The sequence below is a fragment of the Mesobacillus maritimus genome, assembly GCF_044803185.1.
Classification (GTDB): Bacteria; Bacillota; Bacilli; order Bacillales; family Cytobacillaceae; genus Mesobacillus_B; species Mesobacillus_B maritimus_B.
This window is the reverse complement of record NZ_CP085225.1, coordinates 3,411,676-3,430,702: the sequence shown is the minus strand read 5'-3', so window position 1 is coordinate 3,430,702 and position 19,027 is coordinate 3,411,676. Positions and strand designations below refer to the sequence as shown.

18 protein-coding genes and 1 pseudogene are annotated in these 19,027 nt (G+C 40.8%); 13 read left to right on the top strand and 6 right to left on the bottom strand.

Annotated features, from left to right (window positions below; translation table 11 throughout):
* The first annotated feature begins 268 nt into the window (after window positions 1-268).
* From LG336_RS16515 to LG336_RS16495, 5 genes are read left to right on the top strand one after another with little or no spacing between them, the layout of a single operon-like run.
* Complete coding sequence (locus tag LG336_RS16515; protein ID WP_404328576.1) at window positions 269-1,294, top strand: XdhC family protein; 1,026 nt, start codon at window positions 269-271, stop codon at window positions 1,292-1,294.
* Window positions 1,291-1,935: an NTP transferase domain-containing protein gene (locus LG336_RS16510; protein ID WP_404328575.1), complete on the top strand. Its 645-nt coding sequence runs from the start codon at window positions 1,291-1,293 to the stop codon at window positions 1,933-1,935. Before LG336_RS16515 ends, LG336_RS16510 begins: the two co-directional genes overlap by 4 nt.
* Window positions 1,932-2,786: an FAD binding domain-containing protein gene (locus LG336_RS16505; protein WP_404328574.1), complete on the top strand. Its 855-nt coding sequence runs from the start codon at window positions 1,932-1,934 to the stop codon at window positions 2,784-2,786. The genes LG336_RS16510 and LG336_RS16505 overlap by 4 nt, the downstream gene beginning before the upstream one ends.
* Window positions 2,779-5,031 (top strand): xanthine dehydrogenase subunit D, encoded by a 2,253-nt coding sequence (pucD, locus tag LG336_RS16500; protein WP_404328573.1) that lies wholly within the window; start codon window positions 2,779-2,781, stop codon window positions 5,029-5,031. Before LG336_RS16505 ends, pucD begins: the two co-directional genes overlap by 8 nt.
* Window positions 5,028-5,525 (top strand): (2Fe-2S)-binding protein, encoded by a 498-nt coding sequence (locus LG336_RS16495; RefSeq protein WP_404328572.1) that lies wholly within the window; start codon window positions 5,028-5,030, stop codon window positions 5,523-5,525. The genes pucD and LG336_RS16495 overlap by 4 nt, the downstream gene beginning before the upstream one ends.
* A 136-nt stretch (window positions 5,526-5,661) precedes the next feature.
* Here LG336_RS16495 and LG336_RS16490 read toward each other — a convergent pair whose 3' ends face one another.
* The 5 genes from LG336_RS16490 to LG336_RS16470 form a co-directional block, all read right to left on the bottom strand.
* Entirely contained in the window at window positions 5,662-8,250 is a 2,589-nt protein-coding gene (locus LG336_RS16490; RefSeq protein WP_404328571.1) for an ABC transporter permease, read from the bottom strand.
* The gene (locus LG336_RS16485) at window positions 8,247-8,930 is read right to left on the bottom strand and encodes an ABC transporter ATP-binding protein (RefSeq protein ID WP_404328570.1); all 684 of its coding nucleotides are present in this window, start codon (window positions 8,928-8,930) and stop codon (window positions 8,247-8,249) included. Before LG336_RS16485 ends, LG336_RS16490 begins: the two co-directional genes overlap by 4 nt.
* A 140-nt stretch (window positions 8,931-9,070) precedes the next feature.
* Window positions 9,071-10,075, bottom strand: coding sequence for a sensor histidine kinase (locus LG336_RS16480; protein ID WP_404333199.1), 1,005 nt, complete (start codon window positions 10,073-10,075; stop codon window positions 9,071-9,073).
* 1 nt (window position 10,076) lies between these two features.
* Window positions 10,077-10,760 (bottom strand): response regulator transcription factor, encoded by a 684-nt coding sequence (locus LG336_RS16475; RefSeq protein ID WP_404328569.1) that lies wholly within the window; start codon window positions 10,758-10,760, stop codon window positions 10,077-10,079.
* 112 nt (window positions 10,761-10,872) lie between these two features.
* Window positions 10,873-11,748, bottom strand: a complete 876-nt coding sequence (locus tag LG336_RS16470) for an alpha/beta fold hydrolase (protein ID WP_404328568.1) — start codon at window positions 11,746-11,748, stop codon at window positions 10,873-10,875.
* 198 nt (window positions 11,749-11,946) lie between these two features.
* On the opposite strand from LG336_RS16470, the gene LG336_RS16465 reads away from it, so the two are divergent.
* From LG336_RS16465 to LG336_RS16455, 3 genes are read left to right on the top strand one after another with little or no spacing between them, the layout of a single operon-like run.
* Window positions 11,947-12,399, top strand: coding sequence for a GNAT family N-acetyltransferase (locus LG336_RS16465; RefSeq protein WP_404328567.1), 453 nt, complete (start codon window positions 11,947-11,949; stop codon window positions 12,397-12,399).
* Window positions 12,400-12,439: 40 nt separating this feature from the next.
* Window positions 12,440-13,009, top strand: a complete 570-nt coding sequence (locus LG336_RS16460; protein WP_404333198.1) for a dihydrofolate reductase family protein — start codon at window positions 12,440-12,442, stop codon at window positions 13,007-13,009.
* Between the two features lie 12 nt (window positions 13,010-13,021).
* Window positions 13,022-13,540, top strand: coding sequence for a nucleotidyltransferase domain-containing protein (locus tag LG336_RS16455; RefSeq protein ID WP_404328566.1), 519 nt, complete (start codon window positions 13,022-13,024; stop codon window positions 13,538-13,540).
* A 171-nt stretch (window positions 13,541-13,711) separates the two neighbouring features.
* Here LG336_RS16455 and LG336_RS16450 read toward each other — a convergent pair whose 3' ends face one another.
* On the bottom strand, window positions 13,712-14,140 hold the full coding sequence (locus LG336_RS16450) for a VOC family protein (RefSeq protein ID WP_404328565.1): 429 nt from the start codon (window positions 14,138-14,140) through the stop codon (window positions 13,712-13,714).
* A 148-nt stretch (window positions 14,141-14,288) separates the two neighbouring features.
* On the opposite strand from LG336_RS16450, the gene LG336_RS16445 reads away from it, so the two are divergent.
* From LG336_RS16445 to LG336_RS16425, 5 genes and pseudogenes are all read left to right on the top strand, one after another.
* Complete coding sequence (locus tag LG336_RS16445; RefSeq protein ID WP_404328564.1) at window positions 14,289-14,582, top strand: antibiotic biosynthesis monooxygenase family protein; 294 nt, start codon at window positions 14,289-14,291, stop codon at window positions 14,580-14,582.
* A 164-nt stretch (window positions 14,583-14,746) separates the two neighbouring features.
* Complete coding sequence (locus tag LG336_RS16440; RefSeq protein ID WP_404328563.1) at window positions 14,747-15,454, top strand: DNA alkylation repair protein; 708 nt, start codon at window positions 14,747-14,749, stop codon at window positions 15,452-15,454.
* A 235-nt stretch (window positions 15,455-15,689) separates the two neighbouring features.
* Window positions 15,690-16,049 (top strand): putative zinc-binding protein, encoded by a 360-nt coding sequence (locus LG336_RS16435; RefSeq protein WP_404328562.1) that lies wholly within the window; start codon window positions 15,690-15,692, stop codon window positions 16,047-16,049.
* A gap of 135 nt (window positions 16,050-16,184) precedes the next feature.
* Window positions 16,185-16,945, top strand: a pseudogene (locus LG336_RS16430) (Nif3-like dinuclear metal center hexameric protein).
* 128 nt (window positions 16,946-17,073) lie between these two features.
* Entirely contained in the window at window positions 17,074-18,882 is a 1,809-nt protein-coding gene (locus LG336_RS16425) for a sigma 54-interacting transcriptional regulator (protein ID WP_404328561.1), read from the top strand.
* The last annotated feature ends 145 nt before the right edge of the window (window positions 18,883-19,027 follow it).

The following is a 19,027-nucleotide window of genomic DNA, read 5'->3' as shown; positions in this document are numbered from 1 at the left end:
TTACTAAAAGATTGTTGTTTTTCATTGTTTCTTGAATGAGAACTTTGGATAAACCGGTTGATTGGAGCGGAAGGCGCTTGACTCCTGCGGGAGGAGGCATAAATCCACAAAAATCATGAAATCCTTATGTGAGGAATTGTAACATGAAAGTAGAAGGGGGAAGGGAAATCAGACATAATAGGTGATATATATCTTACGCATTTGAATCGGCTTAAGGAAAAGTGTATGAAATATGGAATAAACCTGAACGAAAAAGAGGTGCAGAGGTATGGATAATATTCATCAAATTTTACAGGCGGCACCTTCTGAAAACGATGTGTTGGCGACGGTGATTGATGTGGATGGCTCTGCTTATCGAAAAGAAGGGACAACAATGTTAGTCAAACAAGGAAAAACGGTGGGGATATTAAGCGGAGGCTGTTTAGAAGAAGATATCCGGTTACGGGCCGAAGAATTGAAAACGGGAGCATCCGAATCCTTTTATTATAACTTGAAAAGTGAAGATGACTTCGATTGGGGGCAGGGAGCAGGTTGTAACGGAGTAATTACAGTATTATTGGAAAAAATCGATTACGCATATTTCCTTCATCTAGATAAAATGAGGGAACAGCTTTTAAAAGGTCAATCTGTCTTGCTGATAAAAAAGCTAACCTCTGATTATAGGGTTTCTGAATATGGATTTATCGTCGATAAAGACATGTTCTGGGGAAAAGGCGAAGAAGATTTTTTAGACAGAATGGTAGAAATGAAAAATCACCAAACCACTAGCGGAGTTCGCTACGTAGAAGAATTTTCTTGCCCCTGTTTTTTTCATTGGTTTCATCCGAAACACCGTCTGATGATTGTAGGAGCAGGTCCAGACGCGATTCCGCTTAGCCAGTTTGCGAGCAGAACGGGGTTTAGAGTGACGGTGACCGATTGGCGTCCTGCACTATGCAATAAAGAAACTTTTCCCGATGCGGAAGAGCTATTGACGGGATTTCCGGCTGAGATATTCCCAGATTATGAGTTTCAAGCTCATGATTTTGTTGTCTTAATGACCCATCATTTTGAACGTGATCGAGAGGTTCTTCATTATTTGCTAGAAAGGAATTTACGGTATATTGGCATGGTAGGAACGAAAGAAAGAGCGCGGAGATTACTGGGGAGAAAAGAGTTACCCCCGAATCTCTACACACCGGTTGGATTGGAGATTGGGGCGGAGGGTCCTGAGGAAATCGCGATTAGTATCATGGCTGAACTGATTCAATTGAATCGTCTTCCTGTTATAACGAAAGTAGAAGCTGTGCTATGAGTCTTAAAATACTCGGCATTTTGCTTGCCGCTGGCGATAGTCGCCGTATGGGAAATCCTAAACTTTCCCTGACTCTCGGGTCCTCAAACATTGGCAGTTTATGTTTAACTTCAGCCATTCAATCCACGCTCGATCATGTAGTTGTTGTGAAAAAGACCGAAGATTCATTAGCATGGTTGGACTCTATTTTACAGGAAGGGAATGGGAAAAGTCGTTGGACAGCATGTACTAGTGAAAATGCCCAACTCGGGCAGGCTTATTCATTAAAAGCGGGGATAAGAGCAGCAATCAAATTGGAAGCAGATGCTGTTGTGCTGTTATTGGCGGATCAACCTTTTTTGTCAACAAACGTGGTGAATAAGTTGATCTGTACGTATCGGCAGGCTGTAGAACAAGGGAAAGATCCTGAGTTTGTTGCTGTCGAATATGATGGATTGAAACGACCACCTGTATTATTTTCAAACTCTGTTTTTACGAAACTATTGGAATTAAACGGCGACCAAGGTGCTCGTCAGCTGATAAGAAATGACAGGCTTTCTGGTATGACCATTCCATGTAGGAATCAGCTGACATTTTTTGATGTTGATACAAAGGAAGATTATCAAAAAGCGCTGATCGAGGGGAGGAAGATGTTTAGGTGAGAACATTAGAAACGAAAGTATGGTCGCCAAAGGATATAGGGGAAGCATGGGAGATGAAGGCATCCATAGAGGATTCTGCCGTTTTTATTGCGGGGGGAACATTCCTGCAAACGAAATGGGAAAAAGGAGTACCGTACCCAGGTCACTTAATCAATCTTGGGGAAATCAAAGAATACAATCAGATTTATTTTAAGATGGAGAATCATTCACCCCTCCTTCATATCGGTGCTTTTGTTCGTTTGGCAGACTGCAAGAATCATCCGTTAATCAATGGTTCTTTAGTAGCTGATGCGATTGGGAAGATTGCTGCTCCAGCCGTACGCAATGTAGGAACAATTGGCGGAAACATTGCCAATCGCATTGGGGATACCATTCCTACTTTATTGGTATTGGATGCAGAAGTGTCTTATTTTGATGGAGAAGAAGTCAAAAGAGATTTATTAGAGAACTGGCTGCAACGGAATGAGGATTCTCTTCTTTTAGAGGTGATGATTCCTGAAAGAAAAACTCCTTTTCACTACCACCAATTTTCGAAAAAGGTGGGACGAAGAGAGGCTTTTACTGCTTCTGTCGTGACCATTGCAGGAGCGTTTTCAATTGATAACAATAAAGTTTCGTTTATACGGCTAGCAGCTGGCGGTGGGGAAACAGTCCCTAGAAGGTTGAAAAGAACCGAGAAGCTAGTTAACTATAAAATAGTAGATACGGTTCAACCGCAATTAGTCTATCAAGAAATAATTAGCGAGTACGCCCCGGTTTCAGATGCGTTTTATGCAGAAGACTATCGCCGAAAAGTCGCTGCCAACCTTTTTATGGTCGAATGGGAGAAGTGGAGGGAAAAGCATGGGTAAATATACGTCAAGTCATCTAAAGGCATCTCGTATCCGTCCAGATGGTGTCGAAAAAGTAACAGGAAAACTATCTTATTTAACCGATTTACAGATTCCAGGAATGCTATACGGGAAGGTTTTGCGCAGTCAGTATCCGCACGCAAAAATACCGAATATCTCTACGGAGAAAGCGGAACAACTTCCAGGTGTTAAAGCCGTTATCACAAGCAAAGATGTTCCTGGTCTCAATGGGTTTGGTTTGATTTTTCCAGATCAACCGGTCTTTTGTGATTCTGTTGTCCGGTATGTAGGCGATGCGGTTGCGGCGGTTGCGGCTGAAACGCCGGAAATAGCAGAAAAAGCCCTTACCTTGATTGAAGTTGACTATGAACCCCTCCCTGTGATTGAAGATCCTGAGGAAGCACTCGACCCCGCTAGCATTCCCCTTCATCCAAACGGAAATGTTCTTCACCAAGCCTCATACGTGAATGGAAATGTCCAGGAAACGTTCCCCAATTGTGATGTGGTCGTAGAAGAAACGTATCTGCTGCCGCGACAAATGCATGCATATATGGAAACAGAGGGCGGCGTGTTTATTCCAGAAGCCGATGGCCGCTTAAGCGTTTATGCGGGAACGCAACATGGATACAAAGATCGGTTTCAACTCTCGCGGATTTTAGATATTCCGGAAACGCAAATTCGCATCGTTTCTAGTCCGATGGGTGGGTCTTTTGGTGGAAAAGATGAGTTGAATATCCAGCCTTACGGAGCATTATTAGCGCTCAAAACCGGCTGTCCGGTAAAAATCCATCAATCTAGACGTGAGTCTGTTCGGGCTGGGATTAAAAAACACCCGATGAAGATTACCGTGAAAACAGGTGCGAAAAAAACAGGGAAACTGCTTGCGCATCAGGTACGAATCATTGCAGATACAGGTGCGTATGCGACTCTTGGGCCGGCTGTGCTCGATTTCGCCGTCGAACATGCCGTTGGGCCTTACGTGATTCCAAATGTCGAAACAGAAGGCTTTTGTATTTTTACCAATAATGGGGTAGCTGGTGAGTTCCGCGGGTTTGGCGGAAATCAGATTACCTTTGCGTTGGAAGGACAAATCGATCGATTAGCAGACCGGCTTGGGATTTGTCCGCTCGAGATGAGAAAGATGAATCTCCGCAAATCAACGGATTGTGGCCCTGTTGGTCAGAAAATTGCCCCAACAAATGGGGATGCGCTTGTTTTAAATGAGATTTCAAACTCGCGTTTGCTGAAAAGGGAGAAAGAAAACAGTAAGGACAGCTGGAAGAAAATTGGGATTGGGTTCGCGATGACCATGCATGGCGGGGGACTTGGTTTTGGAAGATTAGATCCTGCTGGAGGGAAACTTCTGTTAAATTCTGACGGCAAAATTCAAGTTATGTTTGGCTTTGAAGAGGTCGGTCAAGGTCTGTTAGCTGTCATTGAAGCACTGACGATGAAGGCCATCGGCTGTTCTCCGTCCGATTTGGAAATTGTGATTGGCGATACAGATAAAGTCCCACGCTCCGGTTCGTCAACCGCCTCCCGCGGGACGAGTATGGTATGGCATAGCTTGGAGCGATTGAAAGGTCCATTTATTGAGAAATTGGTGAATAAAGCTTCGGCTATTTCAGGTTGTCCAAAAGAGCAATTAGCTCTTGGTGCAAAAGGTGTCTGGCTGCGTGAAAATGACGAGGAAACACTGGTCGTTACTTATAAACAGCTTGCCGATGAAAATACGGTGAGTGTTGAGACTCAATTTGATTTTCCAACGACACCGAATGCAATTCCAGGTGGCCATTTTTTATATTCGTTTGCTGCAGTGGCGGTGAAAGTAGAAGTAGATTTTGTAACCGGTCATGTAAAAGTCCTCGATATTGATCAAGCGGTAGCGGCTGGTCCGGTTGTAAATTCGATGGGATATTTGGGTCAAATCGAAGGCGGAACGATTATGGCCTTGGGCTATACTTTATTAGAAGAAGCACAGATGATCGAAGGTAGGTATGTAACCGAAAACTTTGATAGCTACTTAATCCCGGGAATTCAAGACATCCCGACAAATATGCATGTGAGAGCAATTGAAGAGCTATGGGAGGGAGATTCATACGGGCCAAGAGGAGTTGGGGAAATTGGAACAGTCGCACTAGCCCCTGCGATTGCAAGCGCGATTTATGACGCAACCGGTCATTGGGTTACGAAATTGCCAGTTGCTCGCGAAGAAATTCTGCAAACAAGGGAGAGGGTCGTATGATTGAAAAAAAGGCAACCCATCAAGAGCAAACGTATGAACAGCAACTCATCCATCTATCCCTTATTGTGAATGGGCAGGAACAAACACTAGAAGTGGAAGCGACAAAGCGTCTTGTCGACATTTTGCGAGAGGATTTCACGTTAACAGGGACTAAAATCTCATGTGAAATTGGCCGCTGTGGTGCTTGCTCCGTAATCTTGGATGGAAAACTGGTCAACGCTTGTTTAATCCGGGCTTACCAAGTAGATGGAAAGGAAGTCTTGACAATTGAAGCATTAAGTCAAAATGGCTTGGACCCGATTCAGAAGGCTTTTCTTGAAGAAGGAGGCTTTCAATGTGGATATTGTACACCTGGAATGATTATGGCGGTAAAAGCATTGCTTGAGGAACACCCAGTACCAGATGATGAGCAAATTCTCGAAGCTTTATCCGGAAATCTGTGCCGGTGCACAGGATATGGCGGAATTATTAGGAGTATTCAGAAGTTGAAATGAAGCATGGGGGATGTACCAACAAGAGATGGTGCCAGGCCCCATCTAGATTTTAGGAACATAAAAACGCGATTAGCCTAACTGCTAATCGCGTTTTTTCTCTTGGATATTCCTGCTTCAAGCTCTCTAAGTTTTGACATTAAATATTCTCCTGCTTCAAACTATCAATGATGTTTTCGTTCTTAATTTTCGAAATCGAATACAGCATTGCAGAACCTACAATCAAGAAAATCACGACAATCACGAACAGGATGCTCATCCAAGGGAGGCTAAAACCATACTCAAAGGTATAGCCAATTGATTGATGTATGCCGAGCATGACTAGCACACTGATTGGTAGGCCATAAACAAGAGCCTTGACTCCGTAAAAAATGCTTTCATAATGAATCATTTTATTAAAACCTTTCGGGGTCATGCCAACGGACCGGAGCATCGCAAATTCGCGTTTTCGCAGTGAAATGCTTGTTGAGATGGTATTAAAGATATTGGCGACTGAGATTAAGGAAATCAGCGTGATAAACCCATAGGTAAAGACGGACATAAGCATGATCATCTGTTCGTCTTGTTGGCGACGCTGGTAGACATTGTAAATATGAATGTTTGTCTCTTTTCGATCTTCAATCGCTGTTTGAGTGGCCATTGGGTCTGTACTATTTAGATAGACATAAGTGGAAACTGCCTCTGGGGCAATCCCCAGTTGGTCCAAGGTTGCTTCGTGGACGATTAAGTTAATGCCTCCAAGCGAAGCGGTAAAAATGCCCATTGGTACTTGGTCGGTTAGTGCGCCGATTTGCAAACTGCTCACCAATTCCCGCTCAGGTTGTTCATTTTCCGCCTCTCCGAATTGCATAAGGTATAAATCAATTTGATTGCCAACTTCTGTTTCAATCGATTTTGATTCGATAAATTTACCGGATGCATAATCTTGATAAGAAATTTCATCAATGACAATTGCGGATGGTGTATCTTGTTGGCTGAAATCGTTTGGATCCACGCCGATTTGTTCTGAATATGCGTTAAAACTCTCTTCATCCATCGCATGCAGACCTACATAATAAGGAAATTTTCCATCTTCAAGAGGAAGTTTGTTTTCTTCAATTTGCGCTTTCAATTGAGAGGGTACTTCATCTAACTTAATGAGCGCCTCAAATTGGGCTTCTTCAATAATGCTAGCTTTGGTAACATGGTCGAGCTTTGTAAAACTGTCTAACTCGTCCTTTTTTAATGTGCTGCTGGAAATTTGAATATCATACTGAAGATCATCTTGCGACATCTCCAGTGATTTTTGCAGATTGTCAGTAAAATAGCTGACTGTCAAAAATAAAACAATGCTAATCACGAGCGAAAAAACGGTTGCCAAGTATCTTTTTTTATTTCTTTTGACGTTTTTTAGCCCGATTTCTGCCTCCATTCCAAAGACTTTACGGACAAGCTTGGAGGTTTTCACACTTTTTCCTGACAATTTAATATCATGGGTTTGGCGGATGGCGTCAATCGCTGAAACCTTAGATGCTTTTTGTGCAGGGATGTAAGTGGAAATAAAAATTGTTATGATTGAAATTCCACATGCAGTCAAAATGGAAGAGAGGGTTACCACTAATTCTAGGTTTTCAGAAACCCCGAGTGCACCTTGTAAGTACTTATTGATAAATGCAAAGGTGATGCCAATCCCCGCAATGCCGGCAAGAATCCCAATCGGGATACTGATTGCGCCAATCACCGCTCCTTCAAAAAAGACGGAATTTCGTTTTTGCTTTTTCGTGGCGCCAACACTCGAAAGCATACCTAAATGTCTAGCACGCTCGGATACACTAATCGCAAACGCATTATAAATCAAAGCGACAGAACCAATGATAATGACGCCCATGATAATGCCAGCTAAAGAAAAGAGGGTGGCGCGCAATTGGTCATTTTTTGTGACCCCATAGTAGCGAAGTAAATCAGAATTATAACTAACTGTTTCAATTCCATGGGTATTAGCAAGATTTTCTGCATGTTCAAAGAGAGACCTTTTCACTTTCGGTAACACAACAAAAGCATCAACAGTATCATTTTCGCTTAATGATTTTTCATCTACATAACCAATGACAGTGTACCCAGGTGCCCAAGTTGGTTCCCAGTCAGGGCGTTCGATTGTCCCAACGATTGTGACAGTTTTGGTTTCGTTACTTTCTAGTTCTTCGATGATATTTTCTTCGTCCCGCTGAAGCGAGTGATTCTGCGTTAGCGGCGTTCCTTCTATTTTGTGCAATCGATCTCCAAGGTCAACGGTGAGTTGATCACCAATTTTGTAATCAATCTTTGCATTGCTTTCAATTGCTTCGGAAATGGCAATCTCATCTTCGTTTTGAGGAAGTCTTCCGTCGAGGACTTCGATTGGGAAATGCTCCATACCGGTCTTATTATAGTTTTTAAAATATAAATATGGTTTATATTCATTGTTTGATTCTTCTAAGTTTGCATAAGCATCACTCGAGAGAATCAGCGTTTGTGTTTCATTGTCTTTTGCAATGCCCTCGATTTGGTCGGGTGTGACATCTTGATATTGGACATGCCATTCGCCATTTTTGTTGATGTCTTGGCGAATCAATAAGTCTAAAAAAGAAACTCCTAGTGTGGCAACGGCGGTGATCATTGCCACCGAAATGATGACACCAATGATTGTCACGAGTGAACGGCGTTTGTTTTCCTTTAGATGCCTTAGAGTGACTTTATTGATGATGTTCATGGACGAATCACCTCATCTTTGGCAACCTTGCCATCTTCAATGGAGATGACACGGTCGGCTTGAAGGGCGATTCTCTCATCATGGGTGATGACAATCAAGGTTTGATTGTAGGTTTTATTAAACATTTTCAACAGTTCCATGATTTCCTTGCTGTTTTGACTATCGAGATTTCCTGTCGGCTCATCGGCAAGCATAATGGCCGGATTGCTGATAAGCGCTCTTCCGATGGAAACGCGTTGCTGCTGACCGCCGGAAAGCTGGTTCGGCAGATGGGAAAGTCGTGCGTTTAAGCCTAAAACGTCAACAACCTTGTTAAACTGACTAGGATCCACTTTTTGCTCATCTAACAGCATCGGGAGCGTGATATTTTCTTCGACTGTTAAAATCGGAATCAGATTATAAAATTGATAAATCAAGCCAATTTGCCTGCGTCTAAAAATCGCCAGTTGTGTTTCATTCAAGTCATATATATCGGTTTGGTCAATGAGGACCTTTCCACTCGTTGGGCGATCAACGCCGCCAAGTAAATGAAGCAATGTGGACTTTCCCGAACCAGACGGACCGATGATGCAAACAAAATCGCCTTTTTTAACTGAAAACGAAACATCATCAAGTGCTTTAACCGCCGTTTCGCCTTTTCCATACACCTTTGATAAATTTTTAACTTCTAATATATTCATGAAAAAACCTCCGCATTTGTTTGTCTTGAGGTCAGTATAACGAGCCAGTATGACTTTAAAGTGACTCTTAAGTGACAATTTATTCACTTAGACAGAGGGACAGGTTCCTTGTCCCACCGGACAAGGAACCTGTCCCTCTGTCAGATTACCTGCTTATAGAATTTTATCTGAAATTTTGTGCCAACACTTGGGTAACTTTGCACTTCGATATCGCCTTGCTGACTGGTGATGATACTGTGCGCCATCGCGAGGCCAATGCCGACACTGTCATCACTCGCGTTTTTTCCTTTGTAAAACCGTTTGAAGATGTAGGGGAGGTCTTCTTTCGCGATTCCTTTCCCGTTGTCAGCAATGGTGATTTCGCTAAACAGCGCATTCTCTGAAAACTGGATAGAGATTTCTCCCTCTTCAGCTGTGTGCTCAACACAGTTTTTGATGATATTGATGAGCGCTTCTGAAGTCCAGTTGAAGTCACCTAAAAAGGATACAGTGTCATCGCCGCGGATGTCCAAATGTTGCATTTTTACATCCATGGGAACCAATAGCGGTTCGACTGCAGTTTGAACGAGCTCTTTCACCATAACCTTTTCCTTTTTAAAAGCGATCGTGCCTGCATCAATTTTCGAAAGCTTTAATAACGAAGAAACAAGCCATTCCATGCGTTCGAGCTGGATTTGAAGATTTCGGGTGAATTCGGCTCGTTTTTGATCATCCAAGTTTTTATCACGTAACAAATCCGCCATGACCATCATCGAGGTGAGGGGTGTTTTCAATTGGTGAGAGATATCGGAAATTGCATTCGTGAGTTTCGCTTTATCTTCATGCAACACGGCGCCTTGCTCAGATAGCATTTTTGTCACTTTATAAATCTGACTTTTTAAAATGCTTAACTCACCTTCAAAATTATCACGGACGTCCAAGTAATAGTCGCCACTACTTATTTGCTGCAAATAGCCTGATAGCTTTTCAATTTCACGGTAGCGCCATTTGGTGAAAATCACCGTGCAGCCAATCAGTAAAATGGAAACACCGAGCACAATCCCAGCGGCAAGCATGGAAACGAGAATAGCTGCCAGTGTAAAACCGATTACACTAATGAGAAGCAGAACCACCAAGAGGATTTGAATTTCTCGATTGCGAAGCAACTCACTCACCGACCTTATAGCCCATGCCTCGAATCGTTTTGATTAAGGTTGGGTTTTGTGGGTCGTCTTCTAACTTTTCGCGCAATCTTTTAATATAGACGGTCAAGGTGTTGTCATTGACAAAATCACCGGCAACATCCCAGATGCGGTCTAGCAACTGTGCTCTTGTAAGGACTTGTCCTATGTGATTGGCGAAAATCAGGAAAAGCCGGTATTCTAAGGCTGTCAACAGGATTTCTCTGCCTTGTTTATATACTTTTCCTTCTAAGGTGTTGATTTGAATGTTTTCAATTTCTATGGTGTTTTTCGGTTGGGGTTGGCGATTGTAGCGGCGGTAAACGGTCTTAATCCTCGAAACTAATTCACGGATGCGAAACGGTTTTGTGATATAATCATCCGCCCCCATATCTAGCCCCATGACGACATTCACTTCATCATCATATGCGGTTAAAAAAATAACCGGGATATCATGCTGTTTTTTCACGAGCTGACATAAGTCATACCCGCTGCCATCGGGCAAGTTCAGGTCAAAAAGGCACAAATCAATTTCAGTAATTTTTTTATGTATGACGTCTTTTGCGGAAGTGGCATTATGACAAACCAATGTTTCATAATCCTCTTGTTTCAAGGAATATTCCAAACCCGAAGCGATGGTTCGATCATCTTCGACCAATAAAATGTTCATCCTGTTCACCCTAACAATCTTTTTGTGGGACAAGGAACCTCCGTCCCATCTTTTATCTTATTGGAAGAGTGCGCTATCGTCAAAGAATGCGAAGGGATAACATTTTGTTAGGTTAATAAAATTTCTGTAAAAACGCCAAGATATCTTGGTTGATTCTTAATAGATATTCGTCAGAGGGGAAATGTCCCATATCATAGCTTTTAAAGTCGATTAAGTTTGGAATAATGTCTCTCGCGGTGTTGTTTACTCTCTTTTCGGGGAAAAAGAGATCTTTTTTTCCAGCTATCAGTAAAGTGGGTGAGTGATAATTCTGTAATTCTTGCTTCGTCGTTAAATTGGGCATGTCTTGTTCAAGTTTCACATGTTTAAAGACATCGCCAATAATAGTTTTATCCATTTCTTTCATACTATAATCAGACATATGATTAGCGATTTTATCGAGATATTTTTGTGAGGAAGTTCCATGAAACAAGACTAAGGGAAGTAAAATTTCTTTAATCATCTTAAGCTTCGAACCTAATTTTATCCCTGCTGGTGCTACCAATACAGCACAATCAATTCTTTCAGGCATATAGGTGGCTAACCTTAAAATGATTCCAGCACCATAAGACGGTCCTACAAATGCACAATGTTCTAACTCAAAATAATCCATTAGTTCCTTGATCCACTCAGCAAAGCTTTTGTCCTTCGCCGAAATTCGAGCTTCATCACTATTTCCAGGATGACCAATGGTATCTGGTGCATAAATTCTGTACTTTTCAACTAATGGTAAAAACCATGAAAACGTCATCGGGTTGATACAATTCCCACCTTGAAAAAGAAATATCGGTTTGCCTTCTGGGGGTCCTGCAACAAGTAGATGTGTTTTTCCATAACTTGTTTCAACATAAACACGCTCGACCTCAAAATCAAACGTTTTTAGGTAATCATCATAATGTTGAGCAATTACCTTTCTCCCATCATTTTTATAAATGGTCTCTTTCCCCAAAACACATCCCACCCTTATGTTTATATGTTGCAACTACACTAATTGGAAAATTATGATAATATGAGTCTATTATAGGTCGCATCCGATAAGAATGGAAGGCTTCTATGAATGAATAGGAGAACAAGAATATAAGATTCTTTTAATGAAAATGATGCAAACGGACTAAATTCAAATTATTACTTTTTTTAGGAGAGCGTTATGGATATAAGATTACTCGATACCGACGAAAAACCGCCTATGGATTTATTGTTATTAGCGGACCCTAATCGAACTATTGTTGAAGAGTATGTAAAAAGAGGGGAATGCTATATTGCTGAGCGTGATAGCCAGGTTATTGGAGTTTATGTACTACTTCTGACAAGACCTGAAACTGTGGAGTTGATGAATGTTGCAGTTGCAGAAAAACATCATGGTGAAGGGATTGGGAAACGTTTAGTCATACATGCCATTCAAATAGCGAAAGGAAAGGGGTACAAAACAATTGAGGTGGGTACTGGAAATTCAAGTATAGGGCAACTTGCTCTTTATCAAAAATGTGGGTTTAGAATCACTGGTGTGGATAGAGACTTTTTTCTAAGGCACTACCAAGAAGAAATAGTTGAGAATGGCATACAGTGTAGAGATATGATTCGTCTATCACAGGATTTATAATGAAAATGGTAGCGAAAGTTAGGAAAAGGGAGGAAGAATGATGTCCGAAAAAGTAAGACCAAGAAGAATCATTTTAGATTTAGCCGTGACTTTAGATGGTTTTATTGAGGGGGAAAATGGGGAAATAGATTGGTGTATCATGGATGCTGAGATGGATTTTATTGACTTCTTAAATCAAATTGATACGATTCTTTATGGAAGAAAAAGCTACGACTTATGGGGACAATTCACTCCTAAAATAGATGATAGTGATACTGAAAAAGAAATGTGGAAAATCGTTCATAGTAAAGAAAAATACGTATTTTCCAAACAGCAGAAAGGGACGGATCATAAAGCAATTTTTATCAATGATCATATTTCTGAAGAGGTACAAAAATTAAAGAATAAACCTGGAAAAGATATCTGGCTATATGGTGGAGCAAGTCTTATCACCACTTTTATCCATTTAGGGCTTGTCGATGAATTCAGATTATCTGTGCACCCTGTTGTTTTGGGAGAAGGAAAACCATTGTTTATGGATATCAACGAAAGATTGAATTTAAAATTGGTTCATACAAGGACGTTCTCCTCTGGTGTCGTTCAACTAATTTATCATTTAAAAAGCAGGTAGGAAAGGGGCAGATTGAATTGGTTCCTAATCACAAGTTTGATGAGTTTATTAAAAATTGCAAAAAACCTAAATGAGATTGATATCATTCCATTGTTAATGGGGTCGGTTGGTTTAGAAATAGTCACAGGAATGAATTGGGATGCTCAAGACTTAGATATTCATGTACCTGGCGATGAAAGAGGTTGGAAGGTTCCTCCTGAATTATCGATACATAACTGGAATGAGATAATGATAATCATAATCATGCAATCGATGAACTACCGTTTAATTGATGTGCATGAACATGAGTTTTCTAAAGATGGGTTATCCGTTGAGTTTGGCATTATTGATACTTTACCAGAGTTCGCAGGGGTACAATTAAAGAATTTAGAAATCCATCAAGAGGGAGACATTATGTATTATTTACTGTCCCCTGAGCAATATTTATCTGTTTACGAGGTATCATCTAAAGATAGTTACCGTGGGGAAAATAATAATCATAAAGATGGTAGAAAAATAGAGTATTTAAAAAGTATGGTGGGTCATGACTAGATAGATGTAGTTTAAACGCTAGTGAGAGCTTCAGTAGCAGGAGCTCTTAGACAAAACAAGCTCATAGCAATAAACTCTGAGCTTGATTAAGTACTATTTATTGTTTTCTACATGAAATTGAAGGCAATTTTAATGTGAAACCACGGTTTCATGAGGGTGAAAATTTTCTTTTTACATGGCAGTTTCGCCATTGTCATAATTTAATTGCCAGTGGATTCCAAATTTATCGGTTACTTGACCATAGAGCTTACTCCAGAAGGTTTTTTGCAATTCCATGCCGACGGTACCGCCCTCTTTTAATTGCTCATACCAGGACTTAATGTCATCGATATTTTTACCGATTAAAGCAAGGGTGATGTTGTTGCCTTCGACAAATGGCTGTCCAGGGAAAGTATCCGAAAACATGACATTGCTTCCATCAATACTAAGTCGTGCATGCATCACTCGATCTTTTACTTCCTCAGGAAGCTGGTATTCTGGGTTTGGCGGTGATTCGCCAAAAGTCATAATTTGTGGTGCCTCTGTTTTAAACACCTTGGCGTAATATTCGACTGCTTCCCGGCAGTTCCCGTTAAATACAAGGTATACATCTACAGCCATTGTTTTCACTCCTCTTCATTTTATGTACAACTCTATTCTAGCGAAGATTTCATACATAAACAAACTTCAAAGCTATCCTTATCATGCTTTTTGTGGGATATTGGTACTGAATATTCCATTATAGCCAACACTAACAGGAGGAGATAAAGTGATTTTAGAAGCCGTGATGCTACAAGTTAAGCAAGGTAAGGAAAAGGAATATGAGGAAGCGTTTCTAGAAGCATCCAAAATTATATCATCAATGAAAGGCTACATTTCTCACGAATTACAACGCTGTATCGAAGTTAAGGGGAAATATTTATTGTTGGTGAAGTGGGAAACATTAGAAGACCATACAGTTGGATTTAGACAGTCTAAAGAATACCGAGAATGGAAAAAGCAATTACATCATTTCTATGACCCATTCCCAACAGTTGAACATTTTGAAAATGTTCAACTTTAAAAGGGACGAAGGTTCCCCTGTGCCGGGGCAACGGATCTTTTCCCCTAACGAAGACGGTCTATCAAAAATTTTGTGAAAAATGAATCATTAAAACCACCTTTAGGGATGCGGTTGTCCTATGTCCACAAAAGAATTGTTAATAAGAGTGAGGAGGAGAGCAGGAAATGAATTATGAGGAAATCATGCAAAAGCTGGAGGAATTCGGTTCAGAGCAAACGAAGAAAGTTTACAAGAATCACGGTGTGGCAGAGCCTTATTTTGGAGTGAAAATTGGCGATATGAAGAAGCTTGTCAAGTTTGTAAAAAAGGATCAAGAGCTTGCATTAAAATTATATGATTCTGGTAATCATGATGCGATGTATTTGGCTGGACTTTCTGTTAATCCCAAGCTCCTCTCGAAAGAAATTTTGGAGGATTGGGTGAAAAAAGCCTATTGGTATATGCTAGCGGAATACACGGTTGCTCAGGTGGCTGCAGAAAGTGATCATGCGCTTGAATTGGCAAGGGAATGGCTGAACTCAGAAGAAGAGATGGTTGCTGTTTGTGGATGGAGTACCTTCTCCAATTATTTGTCCATTACACCGGATGATAAGTTAGATTTAGATGAAATAAAAGCGTTGTTATTCAAGGTGGAACACTCGGTGCATGAGGAACGAAACCGTGTCCGCTATGTGATGAATAGCTTTGTTATATCAGTCGGTTGTTATGTACCTGAACTGAAAGAGGAAGCTAAACAAGTGGCAGAAACGATTGGGAAGGTTCAAGTCGATGTTGGCAATACAGCTTGTAAGGTACCTCTAGCAGCAGATTATATTAAGAAAGTAGAAAGAAGGAATGCTGTAGGCAAGAAGCGTAAAACATGTATCTGTTAGTGAATGAATTTTTAAGAGCACAGGATCCTATACAATTTTCTTAAACGCTTATATTCTAAGCGTTTTATTTTTATTTATAGGGGGATATTTTTTGAAAGCAAGTGTGAGGTTGTTTACAGATTATTTTAAATATATAAAATAAAATAGAGTCAATTCATAAAGGCATCTAAGAGTATTTTTCGTTAAATGGAGAAAGGGGATTATGTAAAATAATGTTGATGGGAGAGGAGTTAACATGAAACAAAACGTATTGCCATTAGTATATTCTTGCTCTGGATGTTCCTCAGCTGCACAAACTGCTAATTCAATCGCAATCAAAATGGACCGAGAAAATGTCGCTGAAATGTCCTGTATTGCTGGGGTAGGTGGGGATGTTAAACCGCTAGTTCGGACAGCGAAGTCTGGGCGAGAGATTATCGCCATTGATGGTTGTCCATTAGAATGCTGCAAACACATATTAGCTAGACATGATCTTGAAGCAAAACACCATTTTGTTTTATCAGACTTCGATGTACCTAAAAAGAAAGGTGTAGATCCAGATCCTGTCCTTACGATGAATGCCTACAAACAGATAGTGGAATACATCGAAAATTAAAAAATAAGCTCAGAGTTGGCTCTGAGCTTATTTACGTGCAATTAATCCTGTGAACTAAAGTGGGAGAAAAGATCCCCGAAGAAATGTTCAAAAGCAAATATGATAAGATAGATAAAACGAGCGAAGGGTGTCGGGATGAACTTAGAACAATTTGAGGTTTCTATAAAAAAGGTATTTAACAAAGAATTATTAGAAGAATTTGACGATGATTATGGTTTTACAAGCAAATCGAATGATTCAATAAAAACGGTTGGTTATTGCACGAACCTTTCGATTGATGTCATTGAGCAAGCGAAGAACAAAAATGTAGATTTAATCGTTACCCATCATGATGCTTGGGATTTTATTTTTGGGTTAAAAGAGGAATGCCTAAAGAAATTAAAAGAGCACAATATTAGCCATTTCTGGATCCACGGTCCGTTAGATTTTATCGACTTTGGTACTAGTACATCTCTTATGAAGGTAATGGGCATTGATGATATTATTAAACACTCTATCTATGAAAACGGGGAAAACCCTGGAATTGGTGAATTTAGTGAACCAATTGATTTTAATGTTCTTGTACAAAAAATGAGCACGGAATTAGAGGAGCCAGTTAGGCATTGGAAGAACAATAATAAACAAGTGAAAAGGGTAGGGGTATTAACTGGTGCAGGTCATTCTTCCAAGCATATTAGGTTAGCGCTAGAAGACGGTTGCGATACATATATAACAGGCGAGGCAACATTATACACGATACAGTATGCACAATTCGTAGGCATTAACCTATTAGTTGGTAGTCATACATTTACTGAGATTTATGGTGTAGAAAGCTTGCAAAGAAGTTAATTGAGTTAAACGATGATATCTCGATTATCAAGTTAAGGGAAGAGCATTTTGAGTTATCTAAAGGTTGAAATTTTTTTGTAATAGAGGATCAGGTACTGTCCCAATTAGTTTCAAACGATGGGACTATGTACCTGTCCCTCTGCCCGGATTTCTAATCTTCGGGTCGTGCAAGTGCACCGCCCAACGGGGGAAATGTATGAATAAGCATGGATATCAAAACTTTAAAACACAGAAAAATACGGAGGTTCTTCAGGTGAAATATTGGATGACCCCAAGCCCTTATAGTCTTTGGGAGAGAGAGGGTGTTCAAAAGGCCTTCGAGAAAATGGAAGAACTTCATGTTGAAGCCTTACCCGTGGTGGATGAGAACAATATGTTTTTAGGAGTGGTCACGTTAAGCTCCTTAATAAAAGTGCTTTTGCAAACAAGAAGCCTAGAGGCAACGGTTGGAAGTGCATTGATTACGAATCATTCTTTTGTAAAGCCGGATGATTCCTTACTGGATGTTGTTTCATACTCTGAAAACGCGATGCCTGTTTTGGACGAGTTGGGAAGGCTCGTAGGATTGATTACGATTCGAGACGTTCTGGACGGATTCTTCAAATATATCTACAAATTGGAACAAAGACAAAACACTGCAGATGCTCTTCAAGTGATTTTAGAGAGCGCTTACGAAGGCATTGCCGTTGTGGATGAAAACGGAGTGTTGCTGGAATTTAATGAAGCTTACAGCCGGTTCACAGGTGTGAAACGTGAGGATGCGATTGGAAGGCATGTAACCGAGATCATCGACAATACCAATCTTCATGTGACCGTCAAAACCGGTGTTCCCGAGCGGGGCGTACTGCAAACGATTCAAGGTCAAGAAATGGTCGTACATAGGATCCCTATCTGGCGTAGTGGCAAAGTAACAGGTGCCATTGGAATGCTAATCTTTGAAGGCGTAACGGAGGTCTACCGAATCTATGAACGACTTCAGCAAGAGCATCGAAAGAAAAAGCCGAAGAAAGAATTATTAACCTTGAAAAAAGAAAAAGACAGTCGCACTACGATGGACGAGATCCTTGGGGAAAGCGAAGAGATATTAAGGGTGAAAAGAGACGCACGGAGAGCGGCCCGAACGTTAGCAACCGTTTTAATTACTGGAGAAAGCGGAACGGGAAAAGAAATGTTCGCAAAAAGCATTCATCATCTAAGTCCATTCTCAACGGGGCCATTCATTAGTGTTAATTGTGGCGCGATTCCAGAGCATTTGTTTGAGTCCGAATTGTTTGGATATGATGAAGGAGCTTTTACAGGAGCGAGAAAAGGCGGAAAGCCAGGAAAATTTGAGCTTGCCCAAAATGGAACACTCTTTCTTGATGAGATTGGCGAGATGCCGCTTGTCATGCAAACGAAATTGCTGCGGATCCTGCAGGAAAGAGAGGTCGAAAGGGTCGGTGGAATCAATAAGTACCCCATTCAAGTTCGAATTGTATGCGCGACCAATCGTAATTTAAAGGAAATGGTCGCGCAAGGCAAATTCCGTGAGGACCTCTTTTACCGATTAAATATCATCCAGCTCCATATCCCGCCTCTTCGCGAACGCAATGGTGATATCCCGATTCTATTATCCTATTACCTGAAGGAGATTTGCGATAAATATCAAGTTCCGTTAAAGACATTCACGTCTGAGGCGGTAGCATCTTTTCGAGATTATTCATGGCAAGGAAATATTCGCGAGATGGTCAATTCGATTGAAAGACTAGTCACATTGGTGGACGGAGACGTTATTGCCGTCCAGAATTTGCCAACTGCGATGTGGGAGAATGATTTCTCCATCGAAAAGGAGCCAGTGGTTCCTTCTCTAATAGAAGAAGCGCGAAACGATGGCAACAAACGTGAAAAAGAAGTAATTGTCCAAGCGTTAAAAAATTCCGGGGGCAACAAGTCAAAAGCGGCCGAAATTCTCGGTATTCATCGTACCACACTTTATCAGAAGCTTAAAAAACATAGAATTCAATAAGTTCTCCATAAAAGATACATTTCTATTAACAGTGTAGTGACTACACTACAACATCCCTACAACTGTAGTGTAGTCACTACAGTTTCCAACATGATAAATCCCCTAGTTTATCCTTTTTTTAAGTTGGCACGCTTCTTGCAAATTA